This is a genomic window from Bradyrhizobium sp. Leo170, from assembly GCF_004296405.1.
Lineage (GTDB): Bacteria > Pseudomonadota > Alphaproteobacteria > Rhizobiales > Xanthobacteraceae > Bradyrhizobium.
On record NZ_PSRR01000215.1, the window covers coordinates 1 to 14851 of the forward strand.

At 64.1% G+C, this 14851-nt stretch carries 13 protein-coding genes; 7 read left to right on the plus strand and 6 right to left on the minus strand.

Annotated features, from left to right (window positions below):
• The 4 genes from CWO89_RS28800 to CWO89_RS28815 all read right to left on the minus strand — a co-directional run.
• Positions 1–188, minus strand: a 188-nt coding sequence (locus tag CWO89_RS28800; protein WP_130581974.1) for a homogentisate 1,2-dioxygenase, incomplete at its 3' end; no start/stop codon positions are given.
• 2 nt (positions 189–190) lie between these two features.
• Entirely contained in the window at positions 191–1147 is a 957-nt protein-coding gene (locus tag CWO89_RS28805; protein WP_130581975.1) for an MBL fold metallo-hydrolase, read from the minus strand.
• Between the two features lie 12 nt (positions 1148–1159).
• Positions 1160–1387: a DUF2783 domain-containing protein gene (locus CWO89_RS28810; RefSeq protein WP_130581976.1), complete on the minus strand. Its 228-nt coding sequence runs from the start codon at positions 1385–1387 to the stop codon at positions 1160–1162.
• A 9-nt stretch (positions 1388–1396) separates the two neighbouring features.
• Positions 1397–3016: an FAD-dependent oxidoreductase gene (locus CWO89_RS28815; RefSeq protein WP_130581977.1), complete on the minus strand. Its 1620-nt coding sequence runs from the start codon at positions 3014–3016 to the stop codon at positions 1397–1399.
• A gap of 133 nt (positions 3017–3149) precedes the next feature.
• Here CWO89_RS28815 and CWO89_RS28820 point away from each other — a divergent pair, with 133 nt between their 5' ends.
• The gene (locus CWO89_RS28820) at positions 3150–3683 is read left to right on the plus strand and encodes a MarR family winged helix-turn-helix transcriptional regulator (protein WP_130581985.1); all 534 of its coding nucleotides are present in this window, start codon (positions 3150–3152) and stop codon (positions 3681–3683) included.
• A 150-nt stretch (positions 3684–3833) separates the two neighbouring features.
• Here the strand turns inward: CWO89_RS28820 and CWO89_RS28825 are convergent, their stop codons facing one another.
• On the minus strand, positions 3834–4640 hold the full coding sequence (locus CWO89_RS28825; protein WP_130581978.1) for an N-acyl homoserine lactonase family protein: 807 nt from the start codon (positions 4638–4640) through the stop codon (positions 3834–3836).
• A 371-nt stretch (positions 4641–5011) separates the two neighbouring features.
• On the opposite strand from CWO89_RS28825, the gene CWO89_RS28830 reads away from it, so the two are divergent.
• The 4 genes from CWO89_RS28830 (at position 5012) to CWO89_RS28845 (ending at position 11531) form a co-directional block, all read left to right on the plus strand.
• Complete coding sequence (locus tag CWO89_RS28830; protein ID WP_130581979.1) at positions 5012–6499, plus strand: caspase family protein; 1488 nt, start codon at positions 5012–5014, stop codon at positions 6497–6499.
• Between the two features lie 146 nt (positions 6500–6645).
• Positions 6646–7305 (plus strand): OmpA family protein, encoded by a 660-nt coding sequence (locus tag CWO89_RS28835; RefSeq protein WP_130581980.1) that lies wholly within the window; start codon positions 6646–6648, stop codon positions 7303–7305.
• A gap of 150 nt (positions 7306–7455) precedes the next feature.
• The gene (locus CWO89_RS28840; RefSeq protein ID WP_130581981.1) at positions 7456–8388 is read left to right on the plus strand and encodes an efflux RND transporter periplasmic adaptor subunit; all 933 of its coding nucleotides are present in this window, start codon (positions 7456–7458) and stop codon (positions 8386–8388) included.
• Positions 8388–11531: an efflux RND transporter permease subunit gene (locus tag CWO89_RS28845; protein ID WP_130581982.1), complete on the plus strand. Its 3144-nt coding sequence runs from the start codon at positions 8388–8390 to the stop codon at positions 11529–11531. Before CWO89_RS28840 ends, CWO89_RS28845 begins: the two co-directional genes overlap by 1 nt.
• A gap of 2 nt (positions 11532–11533) precedes the next feature.
• Here the strand turns inward: CWO89_RS28845 and CWO89_RS28850 are convergent, their stop codons facing one another.
• Positions 11534–12208, minus strand: coding sequence for a Crp/Fnr family transcriptional regulator (locus CWO89_RS28850; RefSeq protein ID WP_130581983.1), 675 nt, complete (start codon positions 12206–12208; stop codon positions 11534–11536).
• Between the two features lie 220 nt (positions 12209–12428).
• On the opposite strand from CWO89_RS28850, the gene CWO89_RS28855 reads away from it, so the two are divergent.
• Positions 12429–14462 carry an AsmA family protein gene (locus tag CWO89_RS28855; RefSeq protein WP_130581984.1) on the plus strand — a complete coding sequence of 678 codons (2034 nt, stop codon included), beginning with the start codon at positions 12429–12431 and terminating at the stop codon, positions 14460–14462.
• A 130-nt stretch (positions 14463–14592) separates the two neighbouring features.
• A partial coding sequence (locus CWO89_RS47160) for a hypothetical protein (protein ID WP_207234592.1) occupies positions 14593–14851 on the plus strand: 259 nt, incomplete at its 3' end.

A 14851-nucleotide genomic window follows, 5' to 3' on the forward strand; every position in this document is an offset into this window, starting at 1 on the left:
GTGAAGGGCGAGCCGGAGAGCTGCTCGGCATAGAGCCCGTAGGCGCAGCGCTGCGGCGAGTTGCGCCCGACCGGCAGCGCGCCGGGCAGGGCCTCGGTCTCAAAGCTGTTGCCGAAACCGGACATGTAGCCCGGCGTGATTTGCGCGGAGCTCTTGCCGATCGCATCAGGCGAGGTGTTGATGTTCATGGTCATCCTCCTCCTTGCAGGGCGGCCCACATTTCGCGGTCGCGCTTGTCGGTCCAGATCACGGGATCGTCGATCCCGGACGCCTCGTCATAGGCGCGCGAGACGTTGAACGGCAGGCAATGCTCGTAGATCGCGAAGGTCGAGAATTTCGGATCCATCACGTCGCGCGTCGCCGCCATCGTCTCCTTCAGCGTGCGCCCTTTTGCCACCGCTGCTTCAGCAGCGCCGTAGAGCGTCGTGACGAAATCACGTGTCATCGCGATCGCCTCGCGACCGGTGGCAAGGCCTTTCAACGCATCGCCGCGGCCCGGCGCGATCGCCTTCGGGTTGAAGGCGCGGATCTCGTTCAGCGTCATCGGCCATTCGCGCAAATGCGCATCGCCGCAATAGCAAGCCGAGTGATATTCGATGAGATCGCCTGAGAACATCACCTCGGCATCGGGCACCCAGGCCACGATATCGCCCGACGTATGTCCTGCGCCGAGCTGCATCAGCCGCACCTCGCGCTTGCCGAGATAGATCGACATCTCTCCTTCGAAGGTCAGCGTCGGCCAGGTCAGGCCGGGAATGCTCTGCGCGTCCTGGAACAGGCGCGGAAAGCGGCCATACTCCGAATCCCAATCCTGCTGGCCGCGTTCCTCGATCAGGCGGTACGTCTCCTGCGAAGCGACGATGCCTTGCGCCTTGTAGGCGGAAGCCCCCAGCACGCGCACCGCGTGATAATGCGACAGCACGACATATTTGATCGGCTTGTCGGTCACGGTGCGTACGCGCTCGATCACCTTGTTCGCCATCGCCGGCGTCGCCTGCGCGTCGAACACGAGGCAGCCGTCGTCGCCGACGATCACGGCGGTGTTGGGATCGCCCTCGGCGGTGAAGGCATAGAGATCGGTGCCGATCTCGGAGAAGGTGATCTTCTTCTCCGCGAGATCCGTGGTGGACGCAAAGCCTTTGGCCATCGGGTGTCCTCGTTATTGTTGCTGCTGTTGTTGCTGCTGGCTCGCCTCCAGCATCCGCCGCTTGGCGAGCGCGATCGCCTCGTGCAGCACGTCGATGTCGCCGATATGGTTGGCGAGCACGAGCACCAGCACGGCGTCGAGATCGGCGCTCTGCGCATCCGTCAGGCCGCGATGCGCCTCGACGATGGCGCGGAAGGCATCGTCCGGCTTTGCGAAGTTCGAACTGGTCGACAGCGCCATCACAGCACCTCAGTTCATTCCCGACGCCCGCGCCAGCGCCGCCTCTAACAGCGGCCGCGTCGGGTGACGGAAGCGCGCGGCAACATAGCCGTCGGGCCGCAGGAGATAGGCGGTGCCGGGTTCGGCGTCGTAGCGCTTGCCGGCGAGACCGGCGGCATCGGCAAAACCATCGTCGCCACCGATGCGGATGGCCTTGATGCCATCGGGCACACCCACTGCGGCCCCATTACCAAACTCCAGCAGCGCAAACCGCGTTCCCGCGCCGATAAACGCCTCGGTCAGGAACTGCGGATTGCCGTTACGTCCGGCGATCGGCGCATCCAGCATTGAAGCGCCCGGCCGCGGCCCGCCGCGCCATGCGTCACAGTCCTGCGTGGAGAGCGGCGTGTCGTAAACCGACGGCACGGACAATCGCCCGCCATTGACCATGCGCTTGCCGAATTCGGTCTCCTTCGCCAGCGCCAGCACCGCCTGGCGCAGCCGCGCCTCCTGCCGCGAGCTTGGCGCCATGAAATCGGTGGAGCGGGTGGACTCGCGGATGTTCTCGTCCGCCGCTGCGCTGCGCTCGATGTGATAGCTCTCGAGCAGCGATTCCGGCGAAGTCCCGCGCAGCGCGCGGTCGAGTTTCCACGACAGATTCTCGGCGTCCTCTAGCCCGGAATTGGCGCCGCGCGCGCCGAAGGGCGAGACCTGGTGCGCGGCGTCGCCGGCAAAGATCACGCGGCCGTGGATGAACTTGTCCATCCGCCGGCACTGGAATTTGTAGAGCGAGATCCACTCGAACTCGAACTTGTCGTGGCCGAGCATGCGCGCGATCCGCAGCCGCACATTTTCCGGCTTCTTTTCGTGCACCGGGTCTGCCTCCGGATGGAGTTGCAGATCGATCCGCCAGACATCGTCCGGCTGCTTGTGCAACAGCGCCGAGCGTCCGGCATGGAACGGCGGGTCGAACCAGAACCAGCGCTCGGTCGGGAACGCCGCAGTCATCTTGACGTCGGCGATCAGGAACTGATCCTCGAACACCTGGCCGGCAAATTCCGCGCCGACCAATTTGCGCAGCGACGAGCGCGCACCGTCACAGGCGATCACGAAGGAAGCGCGGATCCTGTAGGCACCCTCCGGCGTCTCGATCGTCAGCGACACGCCATCGTTGCGGCTCTCCAGCGCGATCACCTTGTTGCGCCAGCGCAGGTCGATCGCAGGCAACTCGCCCACGCGATCGACCAGATAGGCCTCGGCGTAGAATTGCTGCAGGTTGATGAAGGCCGGCCGCTTGTGGCCGGCCTCCGGCAACAGGTTGAACTGATAGAGCTGCGAGGCGCCGTGGAAGATCTTGCCGACACTCCACACCACGCCCTTCTCGACCATGCGGTCGCCGACGCCAAGCCGGTCCCAGAATTCCAGCGAGCGCTTCGAGAAGCAGATCGCGCGCGAGCCTTCGCCGATCCGGTCGGCGTCGTCGAGCAGCACCACCGGTTGTCCGCGCTGAGCGAGATCGATTGCGAGCGACAGCCCGACGGGGCCCGCCCCGACCACCACGACCGGATATTCAGCCGTATCGGCTGCCACCCGATCCTGGTCGGGATGCCTGCGATAGCCGAACTGGGTGTTGGTCTTGGCCTGCGCCATCCGCTCAAACCCTTGTCGCTTCCTCGTGAGCCTGTTAAATTAGTCTCACTTGCAACGATCTTAAACTCCCTGACGGCACCGCCGTCAACTCCCTCTCGGAGGCATTTTGACGAAATCGGTTTCGAGCGACGACATGGCGGCGGCGCGATCCGAACTGGACTCGGTCTCGCCGCAAGAGGACGCCGCGGCCAAGAAAAGGCTCGACCTCTTCCACTTCATGCCGTTCCGCCTGAACCGATTGGCGGCGGAAGTGAGTTCGGCGCTTTCCGCCGAGTATCAGACGCGCTACGGGCTCGACATTCCCTCATGGCGCGTACTGGCGACGCTCGGCTTCCGCCGCGAAGCCTGCAGTGCACAGTATATCGCCGATTGCACGCGGACACATAAGTCCACCATCAGCCGCGCCGTCACCACGCTGATGGAACGGCAGATCATCGAACGCGTGGAGAATGCCGATGATCGCCGCGAATTCCGCCTGCAACTCACCCGCAAGGGCAAGGCGCTGTACGAGGAATTGATTCCGCGCCTGCTTCGAAGGGAGCAGGCGATTTTTTCATGCCTGTCCGCGCAGGAGCGGCGGCAACTCGGAAAACTGCTCGGCAAGATCGAGCACAGCCTTGAGCTGGTGCAGACCAGCGAAGAGGCGGACGCAAAAGAAGCGTATTAGCCGACTTCTCACCGTCATTGCGAGGAGCGAAGCGACGAAGCAATCCATGCTTCCGCGCATGGAGCGATAGATTGCTTCGCTTCGCTCGCAATGACGGCTGAGCCGGCTGCTGCGGATCGATATGTTTCGCAAGCCGGCACCGCTACTGCCCTACTTCGCAAACGAGCGCGACGGCGCCAGATGCAGCGCAAAGGCGTCGACCTTGTCGCTCGCGCGCGGATAGATCTCGGCGACGATTGGATCATGCCCCGGGATAAAACGATCGGGATGCCCGGCGAGCCGCTCGACGGTTTCCCAGCCGATCGCCATGTCGCCGATGTTGTAGACGATCGGGAATGGGCTGCGCTTCTGCAGATTGGCGTAGTAATGCGCGGCGTCGGATGCCAGCACCACAGGACCGCGCGCGGTCTCGACCCGCACCACCTGCAGGCCGTCGGAATGGCCGCCGACACGGTGCACGGTGATTCCAGGCGCGACCTCACCATCTCCAGAGTGGAACGTGACGCGCTCGCCATACACGTGGCGAACCATCAGCGTCACATGTTCCACGGAGAAAGGGTGCCGCAGCATGCCGTTGCACATGCACCGTCCGGTCGCGTAGCTCATCTCGCGTTCCTGCAAATGGAAGCGCGCGTTCGGGAAGCGATCGAGATTGCCGGCGTGGTCGTAATGCAGGTGAGTGACGATCACGTCCCGGATCGATGCTGCCGAAACGCCAAAGCGATCGAGCGCATCGACCGGATTGAGCGTCAGCTTGCGGGCGCGCAGCTTGGCCTCCTCGGCGTTGAAGCCGGTATCGACCAGGATGTCGCGGCCAGCTCCCCGAACGAGCCAGACGAAGTAGTCGAGGTCCTGCGCCGTGGTCTCATGCGGATCGGGCGCAAGAAAGTTCATGTTCGGGGTGCGCGGCGACATCGTCGCATAGCGCAGTGCATAGATCTCGTAGGCATTTCCCATTGGCTTCGCTTTTCTTGTTAGGTGGCCGCTTGCGCGGCAAGCAAGCCATTGTCATCGGCAAAGGTCAAACCTTACAAGCCTGCTGCGGCTGCATGACGGGATCGTGCGAGCCAATGTGAGTGTCATAGTGAGAGGGTGTCACAGTGAGAGGGTGTCACGGCGTCGTCGACGGAACCAGCTCTGCCGCCGGAACAGCCGCGCTTCATTTTCCCTGCCGGAAGCCGCCGCTTCGCGCTTGATTGTCGCAATTAACGATGACAGCGCAAGTGGTTGACGGCCTATAGGCGCGGTTTGATAATGCCGGTTGCGTAGAGTAAGGTCGCCGCGGCGCAGACCGGGATCGGCGTCTTTTTGGCTGGACTGCCGCGACTATGAACATCCGCTTTGCTTTACTCCTCACATTGATTTTCGCCATCGCCTCGACCGCCCCCTCCTTCGCTGCGGGCGACCGTTTTGCCCTGGTGATCGGCAACGCCAAATATCCGGACGCGGATGCGCCGCTGAAGGAGCCGATCAATGATGCGCGCGATGTTGCCGACGAGCTCAAGCGCGACGGCTTCAGCGTGGACATCGGAGAAAATTTAACCGGCGAACAAATGCGGCATGCCTTCGATCGGCTCTACGCTAAGATCAAGCCCGGTTCGGTCGTCCTCTTGTTCTTCTCGGGTTATGGTATCCAGTCCAGCCGCCAGAGCTACATGATCCCGATCGACGCCCAGATCTGGAGCGAGGCCGACGTCCGCCGCGACGGTTTCAGCCTCGAGACGGTCCTCGGCGAGATCAACAGCCGCGGCGCCGGGGTCAAGATCGCTTTGATCGATGCTTCCAGGCGTAACCCGTTCGAGCGCCGATTCCGCAGCTTTTCAGCCGGCCTCGCGCCGGTGATCGCGCCGAACGGAACGCTGGTGATGTATTCGGCGGCGCTGTCGTCCGTGATCTCGGACAATGGCAGCGACCACAGCCTGTTCGTGCGGGAATTGCTCAAGGAAATCCGGACCCCCGACCTGATGGCGGAGGAGACGCTGAACCGCACCCGTGTCGGTGTCACCCGCGCCTCGCGCAGCGAGCAGGTGCCGTGGATTTCGTCTTCGCTGGCGGAAGATTTCTCTTTCATTCCGGGTTCAGCGGCGCGGCCGCAGAGCCCGCCGCCGCCTGAACCTCCGCCGCCACCGCCGGCTCAGACGGCGGTCGCCCCGCCGGCGCCACCTGCCCCACCGTCGCCGCCCCCCGCTCCTCCCACGCAGACCACCACCGCGGCGCCGCCGCCATCCGAGCAGTTGCCACTGCCGCCACCGACGACGCCGCGCCCGGTGGACATCGCCACGCCGCCAACGCCGACCCCGAAGCCGGCCGACACGTTGGCCGATGATCCGACCATCAAGACCCTGACGGCCCGGCTCAACGACAACCCGGATGATGCGGCCGCGCTTTACCGCCGCGGCCAGGTCTATGCCAGCAAGGGCGCCTACGACCTCGCGATCAAGGACTTCAACAATTCGCTTCGATTAAACCCCAAGGATGTCGAGGCCTACAACAACCGCTGCTGGGCCCGCACCGTCATCGGCGATCTGCAGGCTGCGCTGAAGGACTGCAACGAGGCGCTGCGGCTGCGCCCGAATTTCGTCGATGCTCTCGACAGCCGCGGCCTTTTGAATCTGAAGAGCGGGCAGACCAAGAACGCCATTTCCGATTTCGATGCGGCGCTGAAGCTGAACCCCAGATTGACATCCTCCCTCTACGGGCGCGGGCTTGCCAAGAAGCGTAACGGCTCGGTCGCAGAAGGGGATCTGGACATCACCAACGCCAAGGCGATGGACCCGAACATCGTCAAGGAATTCGCCGATTATGGCGTGCAGTGACGATAATTTGGATAGGTAGTTCCGTCCGGCCTCGAACCTCGGGTGGAGGTGCTAGACTAAGAATTTAAGATGGGCCGGGATCAAGCAACCGGCAGTGATTTGGCAAATTGATTTGAAACCGCGCGAACGGCGCAAGAGGGCTGACAATGTTCGACATCACTGCGAAGAAGAATCTTGCTGCGATGCTTTCGGTTGCAACGATCAGCGCTACGCTTGCCCTTGGCATGGTGGCCGCCCGAGCCGGCGACAATGTCACCGAAGAGCAGATCCTCAGGGCGCTGACGCCGGAGAAGAAGCCGTTGACCCGCGGCCTGTCGATCGGACCGAAGGTCGAGCCGGCCGCAAACCCCGCCGAAGACAAGTTCGTGCAGACCATCCGCGGCCGCTCCACCCGCTCGCTGTCGTCGGCCGAGCGCGAGGAGATCGCGACCATCGTCCAAGACAAGCCCAAGATCGATCTGGAAATCAACTTCGACTACAACTCGGCCCAGATCAACGCCAGGTCGCTGCCGTCCGTGCAGGCCTTGGGCCGCGCTCTGACCAATGCCGACCTGAAGGGCTCGACCTTCGTCGTGGCCGGCCACACCGACGCCGCTGGCGGCGAGGCCTTCAACCAGGACCTGTCCGAGCGCCGCGCCGAGGCGATCAAGCGCTACCTCGTCGACAAATATGGCATCAACGGTTCCGACCTCGTCACCGTCGGCTACGGCAAGAGCAAGCTGAAGGATCCGAGCCAGCCGCTGGCGGAAGCGAACCGCCGCGTGCAGGTCGTGAACATGGAAAACAAGGCAACCGCGTCCAAGTAGCCCGTTCAGGTACATGGCGTAGCGCCACGTGGTATTTTAAGGGTAAGATGCGTCTCGCACCCCTGCGGGACGCATTTGTTTTAGCAATAGACTTCAAACAATTCGAAGCGTTCTGCTTCAGCTAAACTTCAGGTCTGGATCGATCCGGCGATGAAATTCTCCGAATACCTAAAGCCTGTGCTCGGAACAGTTTTTGTCGTCGCACTTGGCGCCGGCTACTACTGGTTCGAGCATCGCCCGCGTCCGGAGGAGAAGGAGACGCCAGGCCAGGCGCTCGTCGTCGTCACCAAATCCACCAATGCCTGCTTCTCCGACATGGTCCGCGTCACCGGCTATATCGTGCCGCGTCGCGAAGCGCAGGTCGGCGTCGATCAGGAGGGCTCCAAGGTCACCGATGTCTTTGTCCGTGAGGGCGACACCGTGACCGAGAACCAGGAACTGGCACGGCTGACCCCGCCGCCGCAGCAACAGCAACAGACAGCCCAGGGCGGCGGACGCGCAGCATCGCTTTCCCTGCGCGCACCGGCCGCGGGCCTGGTCACGGAGGTGCGGACCGCCGTCGGCGCCCCAGCCTCGCCGCAGGCCGGACCAATGTTCCGGATCGCGATCAACAACGAGATCGAGCTGGAAGCCGAGGTGCCGAGCATTCACCTGCTGAAGCTCAATCCGGGCGCAACCGTCCGGATCAGCCGCGACGATGCGCCCGACATGGTCGGCAAGGTGCGGCAGATCTCGCCGCAGATCGACCGCAACACCCAACTCGGCCGTGTCAGGATATCCCTCACCAACAATCCCTCGCTGAAGGTCGGCATGTTCGCCCGCGCCAATATCGACGCCAAGCGCTCTTGCGGCGTCGCCGTTCCGCGCACTGCGATCGACCGCCTCACCTTGCAGGTCGTCAAGGGCAACACGATCGAGACGCGAAAAGTGCGGGTCGGGCTGACCTCGGACACGTCAACGGAAATCCTTGAGGGCCTCGACGTCGGCGAAACCGTCGTCGCCGATGCTGGCACCTCGCTGCATGACGGCGACCAGATCAAGATCATGTTCGCCGACGAACTCGAGCGCACGCGGACACGCTAATGGCTTTGAATATCTCGGCTTGGTCGATCCGGAACCCGCTGCCGTCGATCGTCTTCTCGATCATCCTGCTGGTGCTGGGCTGGGTCTCCTTCACCAAGCTTGCGGTGACGCGGCTGCCGAGCGCCGATATCCCCGTGATCTCGGTTGCGGTGTCGCAGTTCGGCGCAGCACCGTCGGAACTGGAAGCGCAGGTCACCAAGACGATCGAAGACGGCGTCTCTGGCGTCGAGGGCGGGCGCCACATCTCCTCTTCGATCACCGACGGCCTCTCAGTGACCACGATCCAGTTCGCGCTGGAGACCAATACCGACCGCGCGCTGAACGACGTCAAGGATGCTGTCACCCGCGTCCGCGCCAACCTGCCGCAAAACGTCACCGAGCCGCTGATCCAGCGCGTCGACGTCATCGGCCTGCCGATCGTCACCTACGCCGCGATCTCACCCGGCAAGACGCCGGAGCAGCTTTCCTATTTCGTCGACGACGTGGTCAAGCGCGCACTGCAGGGCGTGCGCGGCGTCGCCCAGGTCGAGCGCATCGGCGGTGTCGAGCGCGAAATCCTGGTTTCGCTCGATCCCGACCGGCTGCAGGCGGCGGGGCTGACCGCCGTCAATGTCAGCCAGATCCTGCGCGGCACCAATGTCGACCTCGCCGGCGGCCGCGCCGAGATCGGCAAGAATGACCAAGCAATCCGCACACTCGCCGGCGCCAGGACGCTGAACGAACTCGCCGGCACCATGATCCCGCTGTTCGGCGGCGGAGAGGTGCGGCTCGATGATCTCGGCACGGTGACCGACACCATCGCCGACCGCCGCACCTTCGCCCGCTTCAACGGCGAGCCGGTGGTCGCGCTCGGCATCAAGCGCTCCAAGGGCGCGAGCGATGTGGTGGTCGCCGCCGCGGTGCAGAAACGGATCGATGCGCTGAAGGCCGCCTACCCCGATGTCGATTTCAAGCTGATCGACACCTCGGTCGAATTCACCAAGGGCAATTATGAGGCGGCGATCTCGACCTTGTTCGAGGGCGCGATCCTCGCCGTCATCATCGTGCTGTTGTTCCTGCGCGACCTCCGCGCCACCATCATCGCCGCGGTCTCGCTGCCGCTATCGATCTTCCCGGCGTTCTGGGCGATGGACCTTCTGGGCTTTTCGCTCAACCTCGTCAGCTTCCTGGCCATCACGCTCTCGACCGGCATCCTTGTCGACGATGCCATCGTCGAGATCGAGAATATCGTGCGCCACATGCGCATGGGCAAATCGCCCTACCGCGCCGCGCTGGAAGCAGCCGACGAAATCGGGCTTGCGGTGATCGCGATCTCGCTTACCATCATAGCGATCTTCGCGCCCGCGAGTTTCATGTCGGGCATCGCCGGCCAGTTCTTCAAGCAGTTCGGCATTACGGTGTCGGTGCAGGTGTTCTTCTCGCTGCTTGCAGCGCGCTTCGTCACGCCGATGCTGGCTGCTTATTTCCTCAAGCATCAGGCGCACGAGGAACCGCCGCCGGGTCGGGTGCTGCGGACCTATCACAGCCTGGTCACCTGGTCGGTGAAGCATCATTACATCACGGTGGTGATCGGCTTTGCCGTCTTCGCGGCATCGATCTGGAGCATCAAGCTGTTGCCGCAGGGATTCCTGCCGGCGCAGGACACCGCGCGCTCGCTGCTGGCGATGGAGCTGCCGCCGGGCTCGCAGCTTGCGCAGACCGAGAAGGTGACGGAAGAGATCGTCGCGCGCCTGCGCAAGCGGCCGGAGGTGAGAAGCATATTCGTCGACGGGGGCCGGGTTCCGCCGGGCACGCAGGAAGTGCGGCGCGCCGCGCTCATCATCAACTACACGCCGAAGAACGAGCGCAAGATCACCCAGCGCGAACTCGAGCTCTCCATCAGCAACGAGCTCGAGAACGTCCCTGACATTCGCTACTGGTTCCTCGACGAGAACGGCCTTCGCGCGATCTCGCTGGTCGTGACCGGCGTCGACAGCAACATCGTCAACAATGTCGCAAGCGAGCTGGCGACGCAGATGAAGCGGATCCCGATCATCGCCAACGTGATCTCGGAAACCGCGCTCGATCGTCCCGAACTGCGCATCCGCCCACGCTCCGAACTGGCGGCGCGGCTCGGCGTCTCCACCGAGAGCCTGTCGCAGACGATCCGCGTGGCGACCATCGGCGATGTCGGCCCGGCGCTGGCAAAATTCGATGCCGGCGACCGCCAGGTGCCGATCCGCGTCCAGCTCGAGGATGGCGCGCGCAGCGACCTGCAGATGCTGCAGCAATTGCGCGTGCCGCTCGGCCAGCGCGGCGAACGCGGCGGCGTGCCGCTGTCTGTTGTCGCTGACATCCAGCTCGACCAGGGCCCGACCAGCATCAACCGCTACGACCGCGAGCGGCAGGCCACGGTCGCGGCCGACCTCGTCGGCAACGCCGCGCTCGGCGATGCCACCAAGCAGATCTATGAACTGCCGGTGATGAAGAGCCTGCCGAAGGGCGTCAAGGTGAGCCCGTCGGGTGACGCCGAAAGCCTCAACGAGCTTTCGGATGGCTTCGCCACCGCGATCACCGCCGGCCTGATGATGGTCTATGCCGTGCTGGTGCTGCTGTTCGGCACCTTCCTGCAGCCGATCACCATCCTGTTCTCGCTGCCACTCTCGATCGGCGGCGCGATCGCTGCGTTGCTGCTCACCGGCAAGCAGCTCACCACGCCGGTCTGGATCGGCATCCTGATGCTGATGGGCATCGTCACCAAGAACGCGATCATGCTGGTGGAATTCGCCATCGAGGCGATCCGCGCCGGCCAGCGGCGCGAGGAAGCGATGATCGACGCCGGCATGAAGCGGGCGCGCCCGATCGTGATGACGACCGTTGCCATGGTGGCCGGCATGATGCCGAGCGCGCTGGCGGTCGGCGCCGGCGGCGAATTCCGCTCGCCGATGGCGCTCGCCGTGATCGGCGGCCTGTTGTTCTCGACGGTGCTGTCGCTGGTGTTCGTGCCGGCAATGTTCATGGTGATGGACGACGTCGGCAACGTGATCTGGCGCTTCGGCAAGCGGCTGATCGTGTCGCACGCCGACGAGGAACCGCCCTCCGGTCACCACGGCGAGCCGCCGGCCAAGCAGCCGCCGACGATGGTCTCGCCAGCAGCGGAGTAGTTCTACTCATTCCTCGCCATCGCGGTCAGCTTGGGCATGTCGTGCAAGAGGATCCGCCCGCGCTGCAGATCCAGAATACCGTCCTTGCGCCAGAGCTGGAGTTGCCGGTTGACGCTTTCACGCGCGGCGCCGACGACGATGCCGAGCTGTTCCTGCGAAATGTGGACTTCGGAACCGGAGTCCGACGCCAGCGCGCAGAGCCGCTTGGCGAGGCGGACCGGCAAGGGTTGCTGCACCGATTCCTCCATCCGCTCGCTCATCCAGCGGATGCGCTGGCAGAGCAGCTCGATCAGCTTCACGGCAACCTTCGGCTCGCGCTCGAGGAAGGAGAGAAAATCCTCGCGGCGCAGCACGAACAATTCGCTTGCTTCACCGGCAGTTGCGTCCGCGGTGCGGTCCTGACCGTCGAGGACGGCGACCTCGCCAAAGAGGTCGCCGGGGCCCATGAAGTTGAGCGTCAACCGGTTGCCGTCGGAGGCGCCGGTCTCGATGCGGATCTGGCCGCGCCGGACTCCGAACAGGGCATCACCGGCATCGCCCTTCTGGAACAGTACCTCGCCCGCCTGGACGTGCTGGGTGTGACAAAGGCCCGCAAGCCGCTGCAATTCGTTCGCCCCCAAATCGGCGAACATCGGGTTCATCTTCAAAATGACCGCAAATTCGGCCTGTTTGCTCATTGTAATGCCTTCCACAACAACCTCCCGAGCGGCTTGCCTGCAGCCCGGATTAACAAAATTCACCCCCATGGAAGTGTGCCATAAGTCACATATGTTTGCAGCTGCGGCGGATTATTTTCGGCCGCTTTGAGCGGAAACCTGTTTCCGGGATAAACTTGGGGCGCCGGCTGCGCGGTGGCGCGGCGAGTAGCGTGACGTTTGCGCGGTCTGGAATGTCGAGATGAGAGCACTGAAAATCGCAGGCGCCGCGATCGGAGCCGTGATCGTCGTCATCGCGCTGCTTGCCGTGATCGGCATCCCCTCCAGCTTCCTGACGTCGGCGATCCAGGACCGGGTCGAGCGCGAGACCGGCTATCGGCTCGCCATCAATGGCGGCGCCAAGATCAGCCTGTGGCCGTCGCTCAACATCACACTGAACGATATCGCGCTGCAGGATCCGAAGGACCGCGAGATCAACAACCGCCTGACTGCAAGCAGCATCCAGGCTGACGTCACGCTGGCGAGCCTGTGGTCGGGCCAGCCGCAAGTGACCGACCTCCTGATCGTGCGGCCGATCCTGACCATGCCGCTGCAGCGCGTGCGCGAGCCCAATCCGCCCGCAAAGGGCACAGCCGCCGGCACCGGCGAGGCCAAATTCGGCATCGCGCATGTCAGCGTCACCGGCGGCACGATCGTGTTCTCCAATGTGCGCGATCGCGTCGAGAGCCGGATCGAAGCCGTCAATGCGGATGCGACCGTCGGCAACGACCGCAAGATCGTCATCGGCGGCAATGCGCGCGGCGGCGGCCAGCCGCTGAAATTCGAGATCAAGGCGACCGCCCCGGCGGCGCCGATCGAGCGGCAGAATATCCCGACCGAAATCGCCTTTGAGGCGCCCGGCCTCTTGCAGGCGCCGCTGTCGGCGCGAACCGAGGTGCGGCTCAACGGCACGGTGGTGATGTTCAACGGCGTCACCGGCACGCTCGGCGACGGCGCGTTCAACGGCTGGGCCTCGGTCGATATCGCCAGCAACAAACCGCTGGTGAAACTCGATCTCGACTTCCAGCGGCTGTCGGTGGCGATGCAGCGCGGCCAGCCGGGCACGGCCGCCCAGCCCTGGAGCAACGCCTCGTTCGACCTCATCGGGCTGAATTATGTCGACGCGCAGGCGAAGATTTCCGCGGCCGAGCTCAACATCGGCGATGGCCGCTTCGCGCCGGCGGCAATCGAGGCGACGCTGATGAGCGGCATCTTGAAGGCGCGGCTCGCCAATCTCGGCGCTTATGAGGGCAACGCCAATGGCGATCTCGTCATCGATGTTTCCACCAGCAATCCGACCTACGCGCTCGGCGCCGATCTCAACAATGTGCGGGCGCTGCCGCTGCTGCGCAGCCTTGCCGATTTCGACAAGCTCGACGGCAGGATGCAGGCGAAGATCGCGGTGCGCTCCTCCGGCAACAGCCAGCGCGCGATCATGGGAAATACGAGCGGCACGGCCTTCGCCGTATTCCGGGACGGCGCGATCCGCGGCCTCAACGTCGCGCAGATGATCCGCTCGCTGACGACGAGCCCGCTGTCCGGCTGGCAGGAGGGCGATCAGCTCGCGACGGATCTGAGCCAGCTCTCGGCCTCCTTCAAGATCGACAAGGGCCAGGCGGTCACCACCGATCTCAATTTGATCGGCCCGCTGGTGAAGATGACCGGCGTCGGCACCATCGACCTCGGCACCAGGATGATCGGCTTCCGCGTCGAGCCGAAGCTGGTGCTGACCACCGAGGGCCAGGGCCGCACCAGCGATCCGGTCGGCCTCGGCATCCCCGTGATGATCGAGGGGCCGTGGAATGGCCCACGCATCTATCCGGAGATGCAGGGCATCCTCGACAATCCCGAGGCCGCCTATGCCAAGCTGCGCGAGATGGGCAAAGGCCTGTTCGGACCGAACGGCGTCAATCTCGGCGGACTGTTCGGCGGCGGCCAAGGCAGCCAAGGCAGCGGAACCGGCACCCAGGGCGGCAGCACGAACGGCCAGGGCCAGTCCGGCCAAGGTGGCGGGCTGCTCGGCGGCCAGCTTGGCGAGACCATTGGCAATTTGATCCAGCAGGGCCTCAGCAGCGGTGGAACCCAGCCGCCGCGCCCGAGCCGCAGCATCCCCCCGGCCTCGGCGCAGCCCGAGCCGCAGCCCCAATCCGCGCCCCCGCCACCGCCGAACGATAGCGGCGAGACGCAGGACAGTCAGGCGATGAACGAAGTGCTGCGGCAGCTCTTCAACCGCTGAGGCGCCCCAAGCTTCGACTTTCAAACTGCCACTCCCAAACAGCCACTCCGTTGTCATCGTCCGGCTTGACCGGACGATCCAGTATTCCAGAGGCAGCAGTGCTTGAGCCGAGAAGGCTGCCGGATACTGGATGCCCGCCTTCGCGGGCATGACGGTGGAGTGTGGGTATGCATCCGCATTCTCGCGGCACGAACTGCCCGAGCTTTGCGTCTATTTCACCCGTCTCGAGAAAGAGAGGGCGCAGGGAAGGCCGGGTGCCGATTGCACCCGTGGGCCCCGTGCAACAAAAAGCACGGGGGTAGGACCACAGGTCAACCGGAGCAACGCCGGCCTTCCCTGCGCAATGGTTTTAACGGTTTCCTTCGTGCTCTCCCCGGTGACCGCTATTA